The following is a 17,306-nucleotide window of genomic DNA, read 5'->3' as shown; positions in this document are numbered from 1 at the left end:
GGTAATTGTGAAGAAATCAGACCGTATTGCCCGCGACCTTGAACACTCCGTTGCGGCTGGTGTGGATAACGCCCGCGACTGGGCGGCGCCCCGCGTGGAAGCAGCTGTCAGTTGGGCTGTTCCCCGTATTCAGCACGGCATTGATACCGCTTCCCCCAAGATCCAAGAGGGACTGAAGTCGGCGGCGCACAACCTCGCCGACGGCGTGGCAACAGTTACGCCGCGGCTTCAGGATGGGCTGGCGCATCTCGCGCCAAAAATCCATGACGCCGTGGAAGACGCCACGCCCAGGATCCAGGAGACCCTCAACAAGGCAACTCCGGCCCTTGGACTCGCCCGGGACAAGGTAGTTGAGGAGTACCTGCCCAAGCTGTCCGAGCAGTTGGGCCAGGCTTCCGTAGCTGTTCATCACGTCCTTGAGAACGCACCCGCCCAAGTGGATGCCGTTGCGCAGAAACTGGTGGACTCAGGTGTGGTTCACAGCGTGCAGGAGCAGGCACAGGCCACCAGCAAGCAGATCAAGGCAGTGGCGGACCAAACCAGCAAGGCTGTTTCCCAGCAACTGGCTGTCCAGCAGAAGCCGAAGAAGCGCGGATGGCTGGTTGTCACAGTTATTGCAGCCGCGGTTGCTGCCGGTGTCGCTGCGTGGAAGGCCTCCAAGCCTGTGGAGGATCCTTGGAAGACGCCGGCTCCGGTCAATCCAACCCCTGCCCCTACGCCGGCTCCCGCAGACACTGCAGCATCAGCTACGGCAGCTACAACGGGTGCAACTCCACCAGCCGAATCCAAAGCGTCTGACATTACGCCCGAGGATGCCGCTGTCGAGGTGGAGCAGGCAACCAAGGATGCGTTCGAGAAGGGCAAGGATTCCACGGCCAACGTCGCTACGGATGCCAAGACCGCTGTCAGGAACATTGCGGCAAGCGGCCAAAAGGACAACGGCACTGCGTCCCCCTCCAAGGACCCGCAGCTCTAGAGATCTCATCGGCCTGCGTTCATAGAGGCCGTCATTGAAACATCATCTGAAGGGATCCCGGCCAGCCCGGGATCCCTTCAGTGTTTTCCAGCTTGTAACCAAACCGTCCGCTGGGGACGCTCTGCCGGGTGTTAGATTTGAGGTGATGTCAGCCGATAGACCCGTTGCGGGTGCCCTCAAGGAAGTCCCCGAGCCTCCGGGGGTTTCAATCGTCATCCCGGCGTATAACGAGGAAAGCGTCATTCGCCAGTGCCTCATCGCGGCCATCTACCAATCTGTTCCTGCTGAAGAAATCATCGTGGTGGACAATCTCTCCACTGACCGCACCGCCAGGATCGTGCGCCAGATGCAGCAGGAATACCCGGAGAGCCCCATCATCCTTTTACGGCAGGACGGCACGCAGGGGCTGATTCCCACCCGCAACTTTGGCCTCAACAGCGCCAAAGGGGAGATCGTTGGGCGCATCGACGCCGATTCTGTCCTCGAACCTGACTGGGTTGAGCAGGTCCAGAAGGCCTTCATGGACCAGTCCGTGCAGGCGGCTACCGGACCTGTTGTCTACTACGACATGCCCATGCGCCGCTTTGGGCTCAAAGCTGATGACAAAATGCGCCAGCTGATGCTGCGATTGGCCAAGCACCAGTACCATTTCCTCTTCGGTTCCAACATGGCCCTCCGCCGTACCGCATGGGAGACCATCCGCGACGAAACGTGCCTCGATGAGAAGGATGAGATGCATGAGGACATCGACCTCTCACTGCACCTCGCTGAGCACGATCTCCACGTCCGGTACTGCCCACAGATGGTTTCCGGCATGTCGGCCCGCCGACTTGAGGACTCTCCGCGGGACTATCGCTATTACGTCACCCGCTTCGACCGGACGTACAAGGCGCACAACGTTAAAAAGATGGCCCTGAAAGCGCCCATGGTAGTCTTCTTCTCGGTCTACTTCCCGGCCAAACTGCTGCGGGCCATTCACACGGCCAACGCGGCGCAGGGCATTCGACGCAGCAGCCTCTAGGCCCCGCCATAGAGCTTCAGGCCGGGCAGCGGCACGCCACGCAGCCGCACGCCAGGCAACAGAAGCCCGACGGCGGAAGCTCAGTCAGTTCCCAGCTCGGCCTCCCGTCGGTCTGCTTCGCCTTTGCCACGCCGTTGCCCCGCGACCACCACCGCGAGTCCAATAAGAATGAGCGCAAGGCCGACGTATGTCCCCGCGGGCAGTGTCTCGTTCAGGAAGATCGCCGCCAGGATCGCTGCCCCGGGAATTTCCAGCAGGATGATCATGGAAACCAGCAAGGGGCTCATTGTGGCCAGCAGATGGTTGAAGGCGGTGTGCCCTACCAACTGTGCACACACGGTGATGGCGAGAATCCCAAGCCAACCTCCGGCGTCGAATCCTGCCAACGGTTGGCCACTGAGCAAAGCCAACACGGCAACAATCGCGGCACACATTCCATAGCAGAGCGTGGTGTACGTGCCTGTTCCCATGGATTGGCGGGCCTTGCCGCCAGCCAAGGTGTACAAGCCGGCCAGGGCTCCGCCAGCCAGCGCCAGGAAGTCGCCCAGCAGGGCCTGCGGCGAGGAGCCCATGTCGAATCCTGTAATGGCCACGACTCCGCCAAAGGCTATACCCAAGCCCACCAGAACCGGCCACCGGTGGCGCGCGCCCCTGAACAACTGGAAGACCGCGATCCATGCTGACTGGAGGCAGACCAAGGCAGTGGCTGCAGCCACGGAGGTCAGCTGCAGCGCCGTGATGAAGCAAGCGAAGTGAAAGGCCAGGGCGACGGCGGCAACCGTGGACCAGCCAAATTCGCGCCGGTTGATGTTCCCAAACTGTTTGGGCTCACGGATGGCGACCGGTGCGGCCATCACGACTGCGCCAATGGCGTTCCGCCAGAAGGCGATCGCCAACGCCGTCACTGACGTGGCACCCAAAGTGCCTGCGATCAGTGGTCCTGAGGAAGCCACGCCCAGGACTCCCAGCGCAGAAATGAGAAGGTTCACGGATCAACCTTAGTTTGGTGAGGCACCCGTCCTGCCCTCTATGTGCGGCGCGGACAGTGTGGTTGTCTTGATTCAACATTCCAGACAGCCGGCGACGGCTTTCCCAAGGGGACACCTGATTGAACACAGCACCCGTCCGTGGTGGAGCTAGACGGAGACGATCAGTACTGCTGCTGATCGCAGTTGCGGCCCTGGCTGTCGCACTCGTCGTCACGGGCTGGCTTGTGGTTTCCCGGGAACGGCCCAGTGGCCACGGGACGGGCAAGACCGAAGTCGCAAATGTCTTCCCGGTTCCTCAACATTTCCAGTCCGAAAGGGGGGATCCCATCCCTCTGAACGGCCACGTTTACATCGTGGCTTCCCCTGGCACGGACCAAGCATCCATTGGCGCCCTCCAAGACCTGGTGACAGTAGCCGGGGGTACTGCAGAAACTGTGCCTGCCCTGAACAGCCCCGCGGCCGGCAGTTCGGCCGTCTTCCTTGGCGCCGCAACAGATCCGGTAGTAAGCCCGGCACTCAAAGAGCTGGGGAAGGAAAGCGATGCGGATAACCAGGACGCAGTCAACCGGGCCGAAGGCTACGCCATAGCTACCGGAAGAACTTCGGGGATTCCCGCGGCGGTACTCGCCGGAGCGGATGCCGACGGCGTCTTCCATGCGGTGCAGACCGCGCGCCAATTGCTCAAGGATGGCGCAATGGCGTCTGCCCGCATCAGTGATTGGCCGCTGATGGAAACCCGTGGCGTCATCGAAGGGTTTTACGGCACGCCGTGGTCCCATCAGGCACGTTTGGATGTCATCAAATTCGCAGGCCGCCAAAAAATGAACACCTTCATCTATTCCCCAAAAGATGATCCATTCTTGCGGGAGAAGTGGCGGGCACTGTACTCGGACGAGGACCTCAAGGAACTAAAGGAACTGGTGGATACCGCCACCGCCAACCACGTCCGCTTTACCTACGCACTGTCCCCGGGCATCGATAGTTGCTACTCCGCCGAGGCTGATCTCAACTCTGCAGTGACCAAGCTTGAATCGTTGTATTCGATCGGTGTCCGTGCGTTCGTGATTCCGCTTGACGACATTGCCACCAAGGTCCAGTGCGCACAAGACCTCAAGGACTTCGGTGCCGGTCAAGCCAATCTGGCCAAGGCGCAGGCTTCATTCCTGAATGACGTAAATGACCGGTTCATTTCGACAAAGCCGGACGTCGAACCCCTGCAAACGGTTCCCACGTTTTACAACGGTTCCGGGAGCAATCCTTACAAGAGGGAACTTGGCAGGTCATTGAACCCTGGAATCGTGGTCCAGTGGACCGGTGAAGACGTAGTCTCCCACAGGGTCAGCGCCGACTCAGCCAAGACTGCCCGGCTCTCCTACGGGAGCCCAGGTTCCCCACGGGACCTCGTCATTTGGGATAACTACCCTGTCAACGACTTTTCGCAGGACCACCTCTTCATGGCACCAGTGATCGGTCGCGACCCAGAGCTGTACAAATCAGTCCGCGGAATCGTGACCAATCCGATGATTGAGCCCTATCTGTCTTTTCCCGCCATCTTTAACTACGCCGATCTCTCATGGAATGGACCAGCGTACGATCCCGGCAAGTCCATGGACGCAACCCTGAAACAGGTTTCCGGCCCGGATCCGGAGGTCCGCTCGGCCGTAAAGGCTTTCGTGGACCTGAACCAAGACTGGCAGGACGACGAGCTCACCCCGTCCGCTCCGGAGCTCCGGCGGGATATAGACCAGTTCTGGTCGAATTACGACGCCGGAAGGTCGCCTTCGGGCGACTTGAAGGCCCGAGCTGAGCTGCTGCAGAGGTTGCCGGAACTGTTACCCAAGATGGCAGTGCCGGGGTTCGCAGCGGACGCCACGCATTGGGCAACCGCGGCGGCCAATTACGGACGAGGAGTGGAAGAGGCCCTGATCATGCTCGAAGCTGCCAAGCGCGGGGATTCCTCGGCTGTGGCCGAAGCACGTCGCAATGTCCAGGCCGCGTTGGCGGCCGCCGATGCCAAGACGCAGCCGACACTGGAGCTTGGGGTGGTGACTCCTGTGCTCGGGGATAGTGAACTGAAGGCTTTCCTGGAACGGGCTCTGAAGACAGTCCCGCCCAACTAGGTCGCAGTTGGGAGCCCCAGGTGTGTGAATGGGTTAAATGCAAAAGTCCCGGTCATTTCTGACCGGGACTTTTCTTATGGTGGAGGCACGGGGACTCGAACCCCGAACCCCCTGCTTGCAAAGCAGGTGCGCTACCAATTGCGCCATGCCCCCATAAGAAGCAACCCGTCAATCATACCCCATGTCAGGACTGGCTTTTGCCAGTTCCAGACCGGGCTCCGTGGCTAGTCGACCTTGTCGGTTGACTTGCTCCAGAGATCCTTCCGGGCTTCGGATTCCTGCGCCTTTTTATAGACCAGGACGCCTGCGACCGCCGCTGCGACTACTACCAGCAACTTCTTCACAAGCACCTCATTCCGGTTCAGTGTTACCTGAACCTGTTAGGTTCCGTGGGCGTACCAGGACTTGAACCTGGGACCTCTTCGTTATCAGCGAAGCGCTCTAACCGCCTGAGCTATACGCCCCGATGCCTCATCGGGCCGAGATATGACTGTACAGCACATCCCGGCCCGATCTCAAATCGAGGCATTCTTACCGCTGAATCTCACCGTTTTCGGCGTAAATCCGCGGTTTTTTGCTAGTCGTCCGTCAGGGTGACGCCGATGCCGCCAACCAACGTTGCCGAAATGTTATAGAGCACGGCAGAGAGCATCGACAGGGCGGTCAGCAGAACTACGTTCACCACGGCAATAATCGTGGCGAAGGAAGCCACCTGACCGAGCGAAGCAATCTTCTTCAGCTCGAAACCACTGCCTTCGGAACCGGCCAAGGTTCCCAGCAGGCTGTCCACCTGGTTGAAGATACCTGTGAGATCCAACACGGTCCACAGTACGATCGCGGCGACAACCGTGACGATGCCCAGCGCCACGGACAGCAGGAACGCCATCTTCAGTACCGACCACGGGTCAACCTTGCTGACAAGGAGGCGTGCACGGCGCACCTTGGCCTTGGGAGCAGGCTTTACAAGTCCCGGCCCACCCTGCGCGGGGCGCTGACCGGGCGCACCAGTCGGACGCTGCCCGGGTTGTGCGGGCCGTTGGCCGGGAGCTCCAGCAGGACGTTGCCCGGCTGAGGCGGGGCGCTGTCCAGGCGAGGCCGGGCGTTGTCCAGGAGCTCCGGCACCGGCGGCGCCGGCTCCCGGGCGTTGCTGGGGCCTTGCAGGCGCTCCTGCCTGCGTGCTGCCCGAGGGCTGCCGGAGTCCGCCGGGGACACCTGTGCTCGGCTTGGGATATGAGTCGGAATTACTCACTCGTTACCTCCGGTGTTGTCTTCGTTCAGCTCCGCGCCCGTTTCTGTATCCGGGTCCGCGTCGTTTTCCGTTTCTGACGTGACGGTCGCCTCAGTGGCTCCGTCTTCTGCAGCCAACGTTACGTCATCGTCCTGTCCGTCCTCGGACTCTTCGCCTTCCAAACCGCGTTCGCTGTTGCGGGCGACCTCAATAATGCGGTCATTCTTGTCCGGCTTCGCAAAGATGACGCCCATGGTGTCACGGCCCTTTGCCGGGACGCCACTGACGGCAGAGCGAACCACCTTGCCGCCCTCCATGACCACCAGGACTTCATCTTCTTCCTGCACAATCAAGGCGCCTACAAGGTCACCACGATCCTCCGCGAGCTTCGCCACCTTGATGCCAAGGCCGCCACGGCCCTGCAGGCGGTACTCATCCACGGCGGTCCGCTTCGCATAGCCGCCCTCGGTCACGATGAAAACGAACGAGCCATCCTGGACCACATCTGCGGCCAGCAATTCGTCATCTTCACGGAACTTCATACCCGTCACACCGGATGTTGCCCGGCCCATGGGACGAAGTGCATCGTCCGTGGCGGTGAACCGGATGGACTGGCCCTTGCGTGACACCAGCAGGAGGTCATCAGTTTCACTGACCAACTGTGCAGAGACGAGCTCGTCACCGTCGCGCAGGTTGATGGCGATGACACCGGCCGTGCGGTTGGTGTCATAGTCCTCAAGCCTGGTCTTCTTGACCAAACCATTCTTGGTTGCAAGCACCAGATAGGGAGCCTGCTGGTAATCGCGGAGATCCAGCACCTGTGCGATGTGTTCGTCTGGCTGGAATGCCAACAGGTTTGCTACGTGCTGTCCCTTGGCGTCGCGTCCGGCTTCTGCGAGTTCGTAAGCCTTGGCACGGTACACGCGGCCCAGGTTGGTGAAGAACAACAGCCAGTGGTGCGTGGTGGTCACAAAGAAGTGCTCCACGACGTCGTCGCCGCGCAACTGGGCACCCTTGATGCCCTTTCCGCCACGCTGCTGGGAGCGGTAGTTGTCGCTGCGTGTGCGCTTGACGTAACCACCGCGAGTAATGGTGACGACCATTTCCTCTTCAGGGATCAGGTCCTCCATGGACATGTCCCCGTCGAAGCCCATGAGAATGTGCGTGCGGCGGTCATCGCCGTGCTTTGCAACGATCTCAGCGAGTTCCTCGCTGATGATCTGGCGCTGACGCTCTTCCGAAGCCAAAATCGCGTTGTACTCCTCGATCATGGCTTCGAGTTCGGAGTGACGATCCTGGATCTTCTGGCGTTCCAAGGCAGCCAAACGGCGCAGCTGCATGTCCAGGATGGCGCGGGCTTGGAGCTCATCGATCTCCAGGAGCTCCATGAGTCCCTCGCGGGCCGCCTCCGTGGTGTTGGATGCACGAATAAGAGCGATAACCTCATCCAGCATGTCCAGTGCCTTCAGGAGTGCACGCAGGATGTGCGCTTCTTCCTCAGCCTTGCGCAAACGGTAACGGGTCCGGCGGGCGATGACATCCATCTGGTGGTTCACCCAGTGCCGGATAAAGGCGTCCAGGCTCAAGGTGCGGGGAACGCCGTCGACGATTGCCAGCATGTTCGCTGAGAAGTTGTCCTGAAGCTGGGTGTGCTTGTACAGGTTGTTCAGGACGACCTTGGCCACAGCATCGCGCTTCAGCACGATCACGAGGCGCTGGCCAGTACGGCCCGAGGTTTCATCGCGGAGGTCCGCGATGCCTTGGATCTTGCCATCCTTGACCAGTTCGGCGATCTTGATGGCCAGGTTGTCCGGGTTTGCCTGATAAGGCAGTTCGGTGACCACCAGGCAGGTGCGGCCCTGTAGTTCTTCCACGTTGACCACTGCGCGCATGGTGATGGAGCCGCGACCGGTGCGGTAGGCGTCCTCGATGCCCTTGTGGCCCAGAATGGTGGCACCCGTGGGGAAGTCCGGTCCCTTGATCCGCAGCAGAAGCGCTTCGAGGAGTTCCTCCCGTGAAGCCGTGGGGTTGTCCAGGGCCCACTGCACGCCCTCTGCAACCTCGCGCAGGTTGTGCGGCGGAATGTTGGTGGCCATACCCACGGCGATACCGGAGGAACCATTCACCAGGAGGTTCGGGAAACGCGCCGGCAGGATGGTAGGTTCCTGGTTCTTGCCGTCGTAGTTGTCCTGGAAATCGACGGTTTCTTCGTCGATGTCGCGGACCATTTCCATGGCCAGTTGGGCCATCTTGGTTTCGGTATAACGGGGAGCAGCGGCGCCGTCGTTGCCGGGGGAACCGAAGTTGCCTTGGCCCAGCGCCAGCGGGTAGCGCATTGTCCAGTCCTGGATCAAGCGAACCAGGGCGTCGTAGATCGCCATATCACCATGAGGGTGATAGGTACCCATGACATCACCCACAACGCGGGCGCACTTGTTGAAAGAGCGGTCAGGACGGTAGCCGCCGTCGAACATCGCGTACAAAACGCGGCGGTGCACCGGCTTGAGGCCGTCGCGGACGTCCGGGAGGGCGCGTCCTACGATAACGGCCATGGCGTAGTCCAGGTAGGAGCGCTGCATTTCAGTCTGCAGGTCCACCTGCTCCACGCGGTCAGTCAGAACATCGCCTTCAAGGATGAGGTCGTCGACGCTGGGTTCCGCCGGGACTTCGGGAGTTTCGTCACTCATAATCTAAGTTTTCCGTTTCAGGTATATGTCAGCTCTGGAATATCTACAGCCTTGTGAGGCACTAGATGTCCAGGAACCTGACGTCCTTGGCGTTCTGCTGGATGAAGTTACGGCGCGATTCGACGTCCTCGCCCATCAGTACCGAGAAGGTCTGATCGGCAGCCAGGGCATCGTCCATAGTGACCTGCAAGAGAGTGCGGCGATCCGGATCCATGGTGGTATCCCACAACTCGGTGTAGTCCATTTCACCAAGACCCTTGTAACGCTGGATTCCGTTGTCCTTGGGAAGGCGCTTGTTCATGGCCGCACCCTTACGGATGGTGTCGTCGCGTTCGCGATCGCTGTAGACATAGTCATGGGCGGCGTTGGACCACTTGATACGGTACAGCGGCGGTTGCGCAAGGTAGACGTAGCCGTTCTCGATCAGCGGGCGCATGTAGCGGAACAGCAGCGTCATCAACAGCGTGGTGATGTGCTGGCCGTCAACATCGGCGTCTGCCATCAGAACAATCTTGTGATAGCGCAACTTGGCGATGTCGAAGTCTTCGCCAATGCCGGTGCCGAAGGCTGTAATCATGGACTGGACTTCGGTATTACCGAGCGCCTTGTCCAGGCGTGCGCGTTCAACGTTGAGGATCTTGCCTCGCAACGGCAGGATCGCCTGAGTTTCCGGGTTGCGTCCCCGCTTGGCCGAACCACCTGCGGAATCACCCTCCACCAGGTAGACCTCACAACGCGAAGGATCCTTGGAGGAGCAGTCGGACAACTTGCCGGGCATGCCGAAGGATTCCAGCGGGCTCTTGCGCCGGGCATTGTCACGAGCCTTGCGGGCAGCCATGCGTGCCTGGGCAGCGGAAATGGCCTTCCGGATGACGTCGCGGGCGGGACCGGGGTTACGCTCCAACCAGTCGCCGAGCTGGTCCGTGACAACCCGCTGGACGAAGCCCTTGACCTCTGAGTTGCCCAGCTTGGTCTTGGTCTGGCCTTCAAACTGCGGCTCGGAAAGCTTGACCGAAATGACGGCCGTCAGACCTTCACGGATGTCATCACCGGTAAGGTTGTCCTCTTTTTCCTTGATGATGCTCTTCTCCCGCGCGTAGCGGTTGATCAGCGAGGTCATCGCAGCGCGGAAGCCTTCTTCGTGGGTTCCACCCTCATGGGTGTTGATGGTGTTCGCGTACGTGTGGACGCTTTCGGAGTACGCGGTTGTCCACTGCATGGCGACCTCGACGGCGATGTGCCGCTCAGTGTCTTCAGTTTCGAAAGCGATGACGTCCTCATGGACGATCTCCACCTTCTTGCTCGAGTTCAGGTGCTTGACGTAGTCCAGCAGGCCGTCCGGGTACTGGTAGACGACCGTGCGGTGCTCGGCAGCAACTTCGCCTTCGGTAGCGACGGCATCGAGATCAAGATCATCTTCACCCTCCCGGGCGGCGGGACGTTCGTCAGTCAGGGTGATTCGCAGGCCCTTGTTGAGGAAGGCCATCTGCTGGAAGCGCGCGCGAAGCGTCTCGAAGTCGAATTCGGTGCTCTCGAAGATGGTGCCGTCAGGATAGAACGTCTGTGTAGTCCCTGTTTGGTCCGTCTCTTCTCCCTTGACGAGTCCGCCCTGGGGCTTGCCGCCGTCGGCGAATGACATACGCCATACGTGACCCTGCCGCCGGACTTCAGTATTCACGCGGCGGGACAGCGCATTCACCACGGAGATACCCACGCCGTGAAGACCACCGGAAACCGCGTAACCGCCGCCGCCAAACTTACCGCCGGCGTGCAGGATGGTCATCACGACTTCGACGGTGGGCTTGCCCTCGGTGGGGTGGATGTCAACGGGGATGCCGCGGCCGTCGTCAACAACCTGGACGCCGCCGTCGGCACGGAGCGTGACTTCAATATGGGTGCAGAATCCGGCCAGAGCTTCATCGACAGAGTTATCCACCACTTCATAGACCAAGTGGTGCAAACCGCGCGGACCGGTGGAACCGATGTACATACCGGGACGCTTGCGTACCGCTTCAAGGCCCTCCAGGACAGTGATGTCGCTGGCACCGTACTCCCGGGGGGTTTCCGCGGGCGTGTCAGGCTTGGGAACAGTGTCCTCGTCGGGCTCTACTGCCAAGGTCTCTGCATTGTCGTTAGCCACAGGCGCTTTCGACTCCTCTGTATTCGATGACGGCCGTTCCCGTTGAAGGCCGCGGCAAACCGAGGCCTTCAACGAGCACGTGACTGATTGCGCCGTTTACTCCGACGAAGGGGGTCCTGGAAGCCATGAAAGTGCTTCCAGGACCCCGACGACGTTTCACCGGCGCTCAGTGATCTACGCCAATTCTATCGTGGAAATGCGCGAATCCTTGCAAATACGGGGGCAGCCGAGAGCTGAATATGCCTATGGGAGGCCACTGGGCCTATCTGAAACGGCCCTATGGTGGTCCTGATGGGGGCCTATACGACTCGGGGGCGTTGAAACGCCCTGCACGCCGTTCAGCCGTACGTGTCCCGGGGTCCCCGACCGTTGACGCTGCGCCCACCCTTGCGCCAACTTGGCGCAGACGGACCGAGTACGTGGATGCTGGTCACCACACCTTCCCCGAGTTCATTCCGGAACATCTCAAGCAGGCTTGTACTCAGCAATCGCAGTTGAGTTGCCCATGCCGTGGAGTCGCAACGGACGTGAAGTGTGGTGTCAGTAAAGCTCTCCGGCGTGCAGTGTGCAGAAATGTCCGCGCCCACCAACGTTTCCCATTCGGCCATGACCGAGCCAACGGCCACGGGCGATGTCCACCCACGTTCCGCCACCAACCGGCCGACGACTTTCCCCAGGCCCAACGGGTCACGTCCGGTCCCATGGAACTGGGTAAAACCCCTGGTGTCGCGAAGGCCCTTGCGTTTAGGCGCGGATCCGGGACGGGGAGCGCGCTGCCTGACTTCGCCTCTGGCTGCTGCGGCTTCCCGCATACGGTTCAGCGCGGCTTGGGCAGCATCGATTTCGTCCGGATCGCGGCCGGGTTGAAGTCCGTCGGGGCTATCCTTCGCCATCGATGCCTCCCGGAACAACGGTTATACGCCGCCCGGCCAGCTCCTCGGGAATATCGGCGTCGACGGCGGCCGTGACCAGTACCTGTTCGGCGCCGGCCACTATTGCTGCCAGTTTACGCCTGCGCTGGACATCGAGTTCGGCAAAGACATCGTCAAGAATGAGGATCGGCGCAGTGCCTCCGGTGCGGGCATCATCGAGCATGACGTAGTAGGAAGCGAGGCGCAGCGACAAGCACATTGACCACGTTTCACCGTGCGAAGCGTAGCCCTTGGCAGGTGCTTGGCCGAGCACGAGCTCCAATTCGTCCCGGTGCGGGCCCACCAGGGAGATGCCCCGCTCGAGTTCCTTCTTGCGGGATGCGGCGAAAGCATGGACGTAGCGCTCGGTGAGTTCGTCCACCGACAACAGCCTGAGGTCCTCGCCCGACGCCGAAGGTTCCGTTGGGCGATCGGCCGGACCGCCGTCGTCGTCCAGTACGCCCTGGATGGTTGAGCGGTACACCGCGCCGGCATCTTTTGAACCGTCAGTGAGCTGCGCGTAAGCACTGTTCAGGTGCGGGCGGAGCCGTTCCACAAGTTCCAGCCGCGCATGCAGGAGTTCGGCACCAGCGCGGGCCATATGCTGGTCCCAAACATCCAGCGTTGCCTCATGGCCTGCGGTAAATTTTCCGGTCCGCGCGGATTTCAGCAGGGCGTTGCGTTGCTTCAACACTCTGTCGTAGTCGCTGCGGGTAGCAGCATGGCGGGGAATCAAGCTGACCAGGAGCTCATCAAGGAAGCGCCTGCGGTTGGAAGGATCGCCCTTGACCAGCGCCAAATCCTCAGGTGCAAACAGGACGGTCTGGCAGATGCCCAGGATGTCCCTTGCGCGGACTGGGTTTCCTCGATTAATCCGGCCGCGGTTTGCCCGACCTGCATTAATTTCCACCTCAATAACCGTGGACTGCTCGCCGCGGATCAGCTTGGCCCTGATCATTGCGCGTTCCGCGCCGAAGCGAAGGAGTGGAGCATCGGTGCTGACGCGGTGCGAGCTCAGGGTTGCCAAATATCCGATGGCTTCCATGAGGTTGGTCTTACCGATCCCGTTCGAACCCACCAGGACAGTGACCCCGGGGCCAAGCTTCAGGTCAACCTGGGCGTAGCTGCGGAAATCGGTCAGCGAAAGATGTTCAAGATACACGCCGTCTGCTGGACTCCTGCGGCCTAGTTGGACGGACGTGTGGCGTGTCCGCCGAACTGGTGGCGCAACGCTGAAACCATCTTCATGGCCGGAGAGTTGTCTTCGCGCGAAGCGAACCGGGCGAAGAGTGCTGCGGTGATTGCCGGCGCCGGGACAGCATTGGCAATTGCCTCTTCCACAGTCCATCGGCCTTCGCCGGAGTCTTCCACGTAGTCGTCGATCGAGGCCAGGCCCGGATCTTCGTCGAGTGCTTTGACCATGAGATCAAGCAGCCAGGAGCGCACGACCGTTCCTTTTTGCCAGGCGCGGAAGGTTCCGGGAAGGTCCTTCACGATGTCCTTGGCTGCGAGTAATTCGTAACCCTCGGCATAGGCCTGCATGAGCCCATACTCGATACCGTTGTGCACCATTTTGGCGTAATGGCCGGCGCCGACTCCGCCGACGTGGACGAAGCTATCTGCTCGTTCCCCTTCGGGGCGCAGGGCATCGAAGACGGGCAACGCCAGCTCGATGTCTTCGTCAGCGCCTCCAGCCATCAGGCCATAACCGTTCTGCAATCCCCACACACCACCGGATACACCGCAGTCCGCGAAGCGGATGCCCTTCTCGGCTAATGCGGCAGCGTGCTTCTGGTCCTCGGTGAAACGTGAGTTGCCGCCGTCGATCACCAAATCACCAGGGTTGAGCTTTTCGCCAAGTTCGGTGATTACCGCATCTGTGATCTCGCCCGATGGAACCATGACCCATACGAGCTTCGGGGAGGGCAGGGCAACGATGAGTTCGTCCACGGAAGCGACGTCCGTGACATCGGGATTCCGGTCAAACCCGGTTACTTCAATACCGCCGTTCCGCATGCGTTCCCGCATGTTGAAACCCATTTTTCCGAGGCCGATCAGTCCGATGTGCACGGGGTGAACTCTTTTCTGCGCTGGTGGATACGTGGCTGATCGCTAGTTTGGCAGGCGAACCGGCATCACGAGGTAGCGGTAATCGTCCTGGTCTTCGCCATCAGCTTCAGCCTGGGCCGTGATCATGGCCGGCTTGGGAGCGGTGGTGAAGGAGAAACGAACGTACTTCGTCTCGATGACGCTCAGGCCTTCAACCAGGTAGTGCGGATTGAAGGCGACAGTGATGTCCTCGCCTGATAGCTGGGCTTCCAGTTCCTCGGACGCCTGGGCGTCTTCGCCGGTACCGGCGTCGAGGTTCAGCAGACCCTGGCTGAAGGCCAGGCGGACCGGTGTGTTGCGTTCAGCCACGAGAGACACACGACGAACCGCTTCAACGAGTTCCTGTGTTTGGACCGTTGCGTGGATCGGGGTGGAGTCAGGGAAGAGCGAGCGGATCTTGGGGTAGTCGCCATCCACCAGCAAGGACGTGGTGGTGCGGCCTCCGCTTTCGAAGCCGATCAGGCGGCTGTCGTCGTCAGCGAGGGCAAGGTTGATGTCACCACTGCCACCAAGGGTCTTTGCCACCTCGTTCAGCGTCTTGGATTTGACCAGGGCGCTGGTGGAAATGCCCGGAGTGACGGGCTTCCAGGGGACTTCGCGCATCGCGAGGCGGTAGCGGTCCGTAGCGAGGAGGGTGATCATGTCATCCTCAATTTCCATGCGCACGCCGGTGAGGATCGGCAGGGTGTCGTCCTTGCTGGCAGCGATGATCACCTGGGAAACAGCCTGTGCGAAAGCGTCACCTGGCAAGGTGCCACTGATGGCTGGCAATGCCGGAAGAGCCGGGTATTCGGCCTCAGGCATTGTAGCCAGGTGGAAACTGCTTCGGCGGCAGGTGAGGGTGACTTTGCTCCCGTCAGTCTCAACTTCCACGGGGGCCGAAGGCAGGCTGCGGCAAATGTCTGCCAAGAGACGCCCGGACACCAGAATGGTGCCTTCTGTGGCGATATCCGCCGGGATCTCAAGGCGCGCCGACGTCTCGTAGTCAAAGCTCGAAAGGCTTACTGTTCCGGCCTCGGCTTTGAGGAGGAGGCCGGAAAGCACAGGTACTGGCGGCCGCGGAGACAACGACCGCGCGGTCCACGTAACGGCTTCTGCCAGGACGTCGCGGTCGACTCTGAACTTCACGGAAGGGTGCCGCCTTTCATTGCTGCTGCCAAGTAGTAGCTGCGGATTCCTGCTTGGAACCCACCAAACCTTTGCTGTCCGGTACCGGAACCTGCATGGTCCGCACTCAAGCGAACTACAAACAGACCCAAGGATGGGAGCGCTGCTGACAGCTTAGCCGGAAGATCCGCGATTAACCCATCCCCGGCAGCACTCACCCCTCGTATGTGGACAGCCGCAGGCTGGCCGATGATCTGGTTGATCGGTCTGTCGGTGGCAGGCCGATGGGGCGCAGAACGAGATTGTTATTTGAGGGATTTCAATTTTTTGGGATTCGTAGTGTTAATAACTGCTGTGGAAACTGTGGATAACCCGATCTCGCCGCGTCGTTTCGCGGTTAAGCCCTGTTCACGGATTGTGCGTTAACAGGGTTTTAAACAGGGTGTGGATGGGGACAACTCCCAAGCCGGTTTTTGACGATCCACAGATGCCTTAAGGGTTTTAAGCCCATTAACCGCGCTTGTCCCCTTAAGTATCCACAGGGTTATCCACATGCACCTGTTAATAAGGTATGTAGTGCGCGGCAGGATGTGGATTCAGGAGTCCCGCTGCTGCTGCTTGATGCGGTTTGTGAGCTCCGTGACCTGGTTGTAAATCACACGGCGCTCGGCCATCAGCTCACGGATCTTGCGGTCGGCGTGGATGACCGTGGTGTGGTCGCGTCCGCCAAGCTCCTGTCCGATCTTCGGCAAGGACATGTCGGTGAGCTCACGGCACAAGTACATGGCGATCTGTCGCGCAGTGACGAGGGTTCGCGTACGGGACTTGCTGCAAAGCTCTTCCATGCTGAGCTTGAAGTAGTCAGCGGTCTGGTCCAGGATCTGCTTCGCCGTGATCTCTTGGGCGCCGTCGTCGGTGATGAGGTCCTTGAGGACCATCTCGGCGAGGGCCACATCCACCGGCTGTCGGTTCAGGCTGGCAAAAGCAGTAACGCGGATCAGGGCACCTTCAAGTTCCCGGATGTTGCTGGAGATCTTGGAAGCGATGTACTCCAGGGCGTCGTCCGGTGCCGACAATCCCTCGCTGAGGCCCTTCTTGCGGAGGATGGCAATACGGGTTTCCAGTTCAGGCGGCTGGATATCCGTCAGCAGGCCCCACTCGAAACGGGAGGTCATCCGGTCTTCGAAGCCCGCCAGCATCTTGGGAGGCTGGTCCGAGGTAATGACCACCTGCTTGTTGGCGTTATGCAGGGCGTTGAACGTGTGGAAGAACTCCTCCTGGGTCCGGTCTTTGCCCGCCAGGAACTGGATGTCGTCGATCAGCAGCACATCCACGTTTCGATACGTGGTCTTGAAGCTGGTGCCTTCGTCATCGCGGATCGAGTTGATGAAGTCGTTGGTGAACTCTTCGGAGTTGACGTAGCGTACGCGGATTCCGCTGTAGAGGCGGCGGGCATAATGGCCGATCGCGTGAAGAAGGTGCGTCTTGCCGAGCCCGGAGTCGCCGTAGATGAACAGCGGGTTGTATGCCTTGGCAGGGGCCTCGGCTACGGCAACAGCGGCCGCGTGGGCAAAGCGGTTCGAGGAACCGATCACGAAGGTGTCGAAGATGTACTTCGGGTTCAGCCGGCCGAATTCATGCGAGGTGCTCGGCGGTGTCGGCTGGGGCTTCGGCTCCGCGGCAAGGTCCGGCATCGCGGAAAGTTCGACGGCGGGTTCCGGCTCTTCGTGGATGGGCACCAGATCGGTGTCGACGTCGATCGCGCAACGGATGTCATCGGAAAAAACGCTGCGCAATGCGTCGTCAAGGGCGTCCTTGACCTGCGTCTGCAGGACTTCGCGGGTGAGCTCGTTGGGAACGGCTACCAGAAGCGTCGAGCCGATGAGGCCTTGGGCCTGGGCGAGGATGACGAAACCGCGCTGGCGGGGTGTGACCCGGTCGTCCTGTTCCAGAAGGCTCAGCACCCTGCGCCAGGAACTTCCGACAGTATTGGCGTGGTTGGCTTCGTCTACTGTCAT

13 protein-coding genes and 2 tRNA genes are annotated in these 17,306 nt (G+C 60.5%); 3 read left to right on the top strand and 12 right to left on the bottom strand.

The features are described from left to right. Positions 1–7: 7 nt before the first annotated feature. Positions 8–976, top strand: a complete 969-nt coding sequence (locus VUN82_00075; GenBank protein ID XAS72297.1) for a hypothetical protein — start codon at positions 8–10, stop codon at positions 974–976. Between the two features lie 145 nt (positions 977–1,121). Continuing rightward, positions 1,122–1,997 carry a glycosyltransferase family 2 protein gene (locus VUN82_00070; GenBank protein ID XAS72296.1) on the top strand — a complete coding sequence of 292 codons (876 nt, stop codon included), beginning with the start codon at positions 1,122–1,124 and terminating at the stop codon, positions 1,995–1,997. Between the two features lie 80 nt (positions 1,998–2,077). Here VUN82_00070 and VUN82_00065 read toward each other — a convergent pair whose 3' ends face one another. Then, on the bottom strand, positions 2,078–2,986 hold the full coding sequence (locus VUN82_00065) for a DMT family transporter (GenBank protein ID XAS72295.1): 909 nt from the start codon (positions 2,984–2,986) through the stop codon (positions 2,078–2,080). Between the two features lie 119 nt (positions 2,987–3,105). Here VUN82_00065 and VUN82_00060 point away from each other — a divergent pair, with 119 nt between their 5' ends. Further along, positions 3,106–5,106, top strand: a complete 2,001-nt coding sequence (locus VUN82_00060; GenBank protein ID XAS72294.1) for a beta-N-acetylglucosaminidase domain-containing protein — start codon at positions 3,106–3,108, stop codon at positions 5,104–5,106. 77 nt (positions 5,107–5,183) lie between these two features. Here the strand turns inward: VUN82_00060 and VUN82_00055 are convergent. From VUN82_00055 to dnaA, 11 genes are all read right to left on the bottom strand, one after another. Further along, positions 5,184–5,259 (bottom strand) — tRNA-Ala (locus VUN82_00055). A 71-nt stretch (positions 5,260–5,330) separates the two neighbouring features. After that, positions 5,331–5,450 (bottom strand): DLW-39 family protein, encoded by a 120-nt coding sequence (locus tag VUN82_00050; GenBank protein ID XAS72293.1) that lies wholly within the window; start codon positions 5,448–5,450, stop codon positions 5,331–5,333. A gap of 46 nt (positions 5,451–5,496) precedes the next feature. Next, a tRNA-Ile gene (locus VUN82_00045) sits at positions 5,497–5,570 on the bottom strand. Positions 5,571–5,683: 113 nt separating this feature from the next. Then, a complete protein-coding gene (locus VUN82_00040; protein ID XAS72292.1) occupies positions 5,684–6,355 on the bottom strand; it encodes a DUF3566 domain-containing protein in 672 nt (223 codons plus the stop codon). After that, the gene (gene gyrA / locus VUN82_00035) at positions 6,352–9,021 is read right to left on the bottom strand and encodes a DNA gyrase subunit A (GenBank protein XAS72291.1); all 2,670 of its coding nucleotides are present in this window, start codon (positions 9,019–9,021) and stop codon (positions 6,352–6,354) included. Before gyrA ends, VUN82_00040 begins: the two co-directional genes overlap by 4 nt. 61 nt (positions 9,022–9,082) lie before the next feature. Next, positions 9,083–11,161, bottom strand: coding sequence for a DNA topoisomerase (ATP-hydrolyzing) subunit B (gene gyrB / locus VUN82_00030; protein ID XAS72290.1), 2,079 nt, complete (start codon positions 11,159–11,161; stop codon positions 9,083–9,085). Positions 11,162–11,499: 338 nt separating this feature from the next. Then, on the bottom strand, positions 11,500–12,054 hold the full coding sequence (locus tag VUN82_00025) for a DciA family protein (GenBank protein ID XAS72289.1): 555 nt from the start codon (positions 12,052–12,054) through the stop codon (positions 11,500–11,502). After that, positions 12,041–13,234, bottom strand: coding sequence for a DNA replication/repair protein RecF (recF, locus tag VUN82_00020; protein XAS72288.1), 1,194 nt, complete (start codon positions 13,232–13,234; stop codon positions 12,041–12,043). Before recF ends, VUN82_00025 begins: the two co-directional genes overlap by 14 nt. A 23-nt stretch (positions 13,235–13,257) precedes the next feature. Beyond that, positions 13,258–14,142 carry a decarboxylating 6-phosphogluconate dehydrogenase gene (gene gnd, locus VUN82_00015; protein XAS72287.1) on the bottom strand — a complete coding sequence of 295 codons (885 nt, stop codon included), beginning with the start codon at positions 14,140–14,142 and terminating at the stop codon, positions 13,258–13,260. A gap of 42 nt (positions 14,143–14,184) precedes the next feature. Continuing rightward, positions 14,185–15,309, bottom strand: coding sequence for a DNA polymerase III subunit beta (dnaN, locus tag VUN82_00010; GenBank protein ID XAS72286.1), 1,125 nt, complete (start codon positions 15,307–15,309; stop codon positions 14,185–14,187). A 575-nt stretch (positions 15,310–15,884) separates the two neighbouring features. After that, positions 15,885–17,306 carry a chromosomal replication initiator protein DnaA gene (gene dnaA, locus VUN82_00005; protein XAS72285.1) on the bottom strand — a complete coding sequence of 474 codons (1,422 nt, stop codon included), beginning with the start codon at positions 17,304–17,306 and terminating at the stop codon, positions 15,885–15,887.

The sequence above is a fragment of the Micrococcaceae bacterium Sec5.1 genome (genome assembly GCA_039636795.1).
Lineage (GTDB): Bacteria > Actinomycetota > Actinomycetes > Actinomycetales > Micrococcaceae > Arthrobacter.
This window is presented reverse-complemented; position numbering and strand designations above follow the sequence as displayed.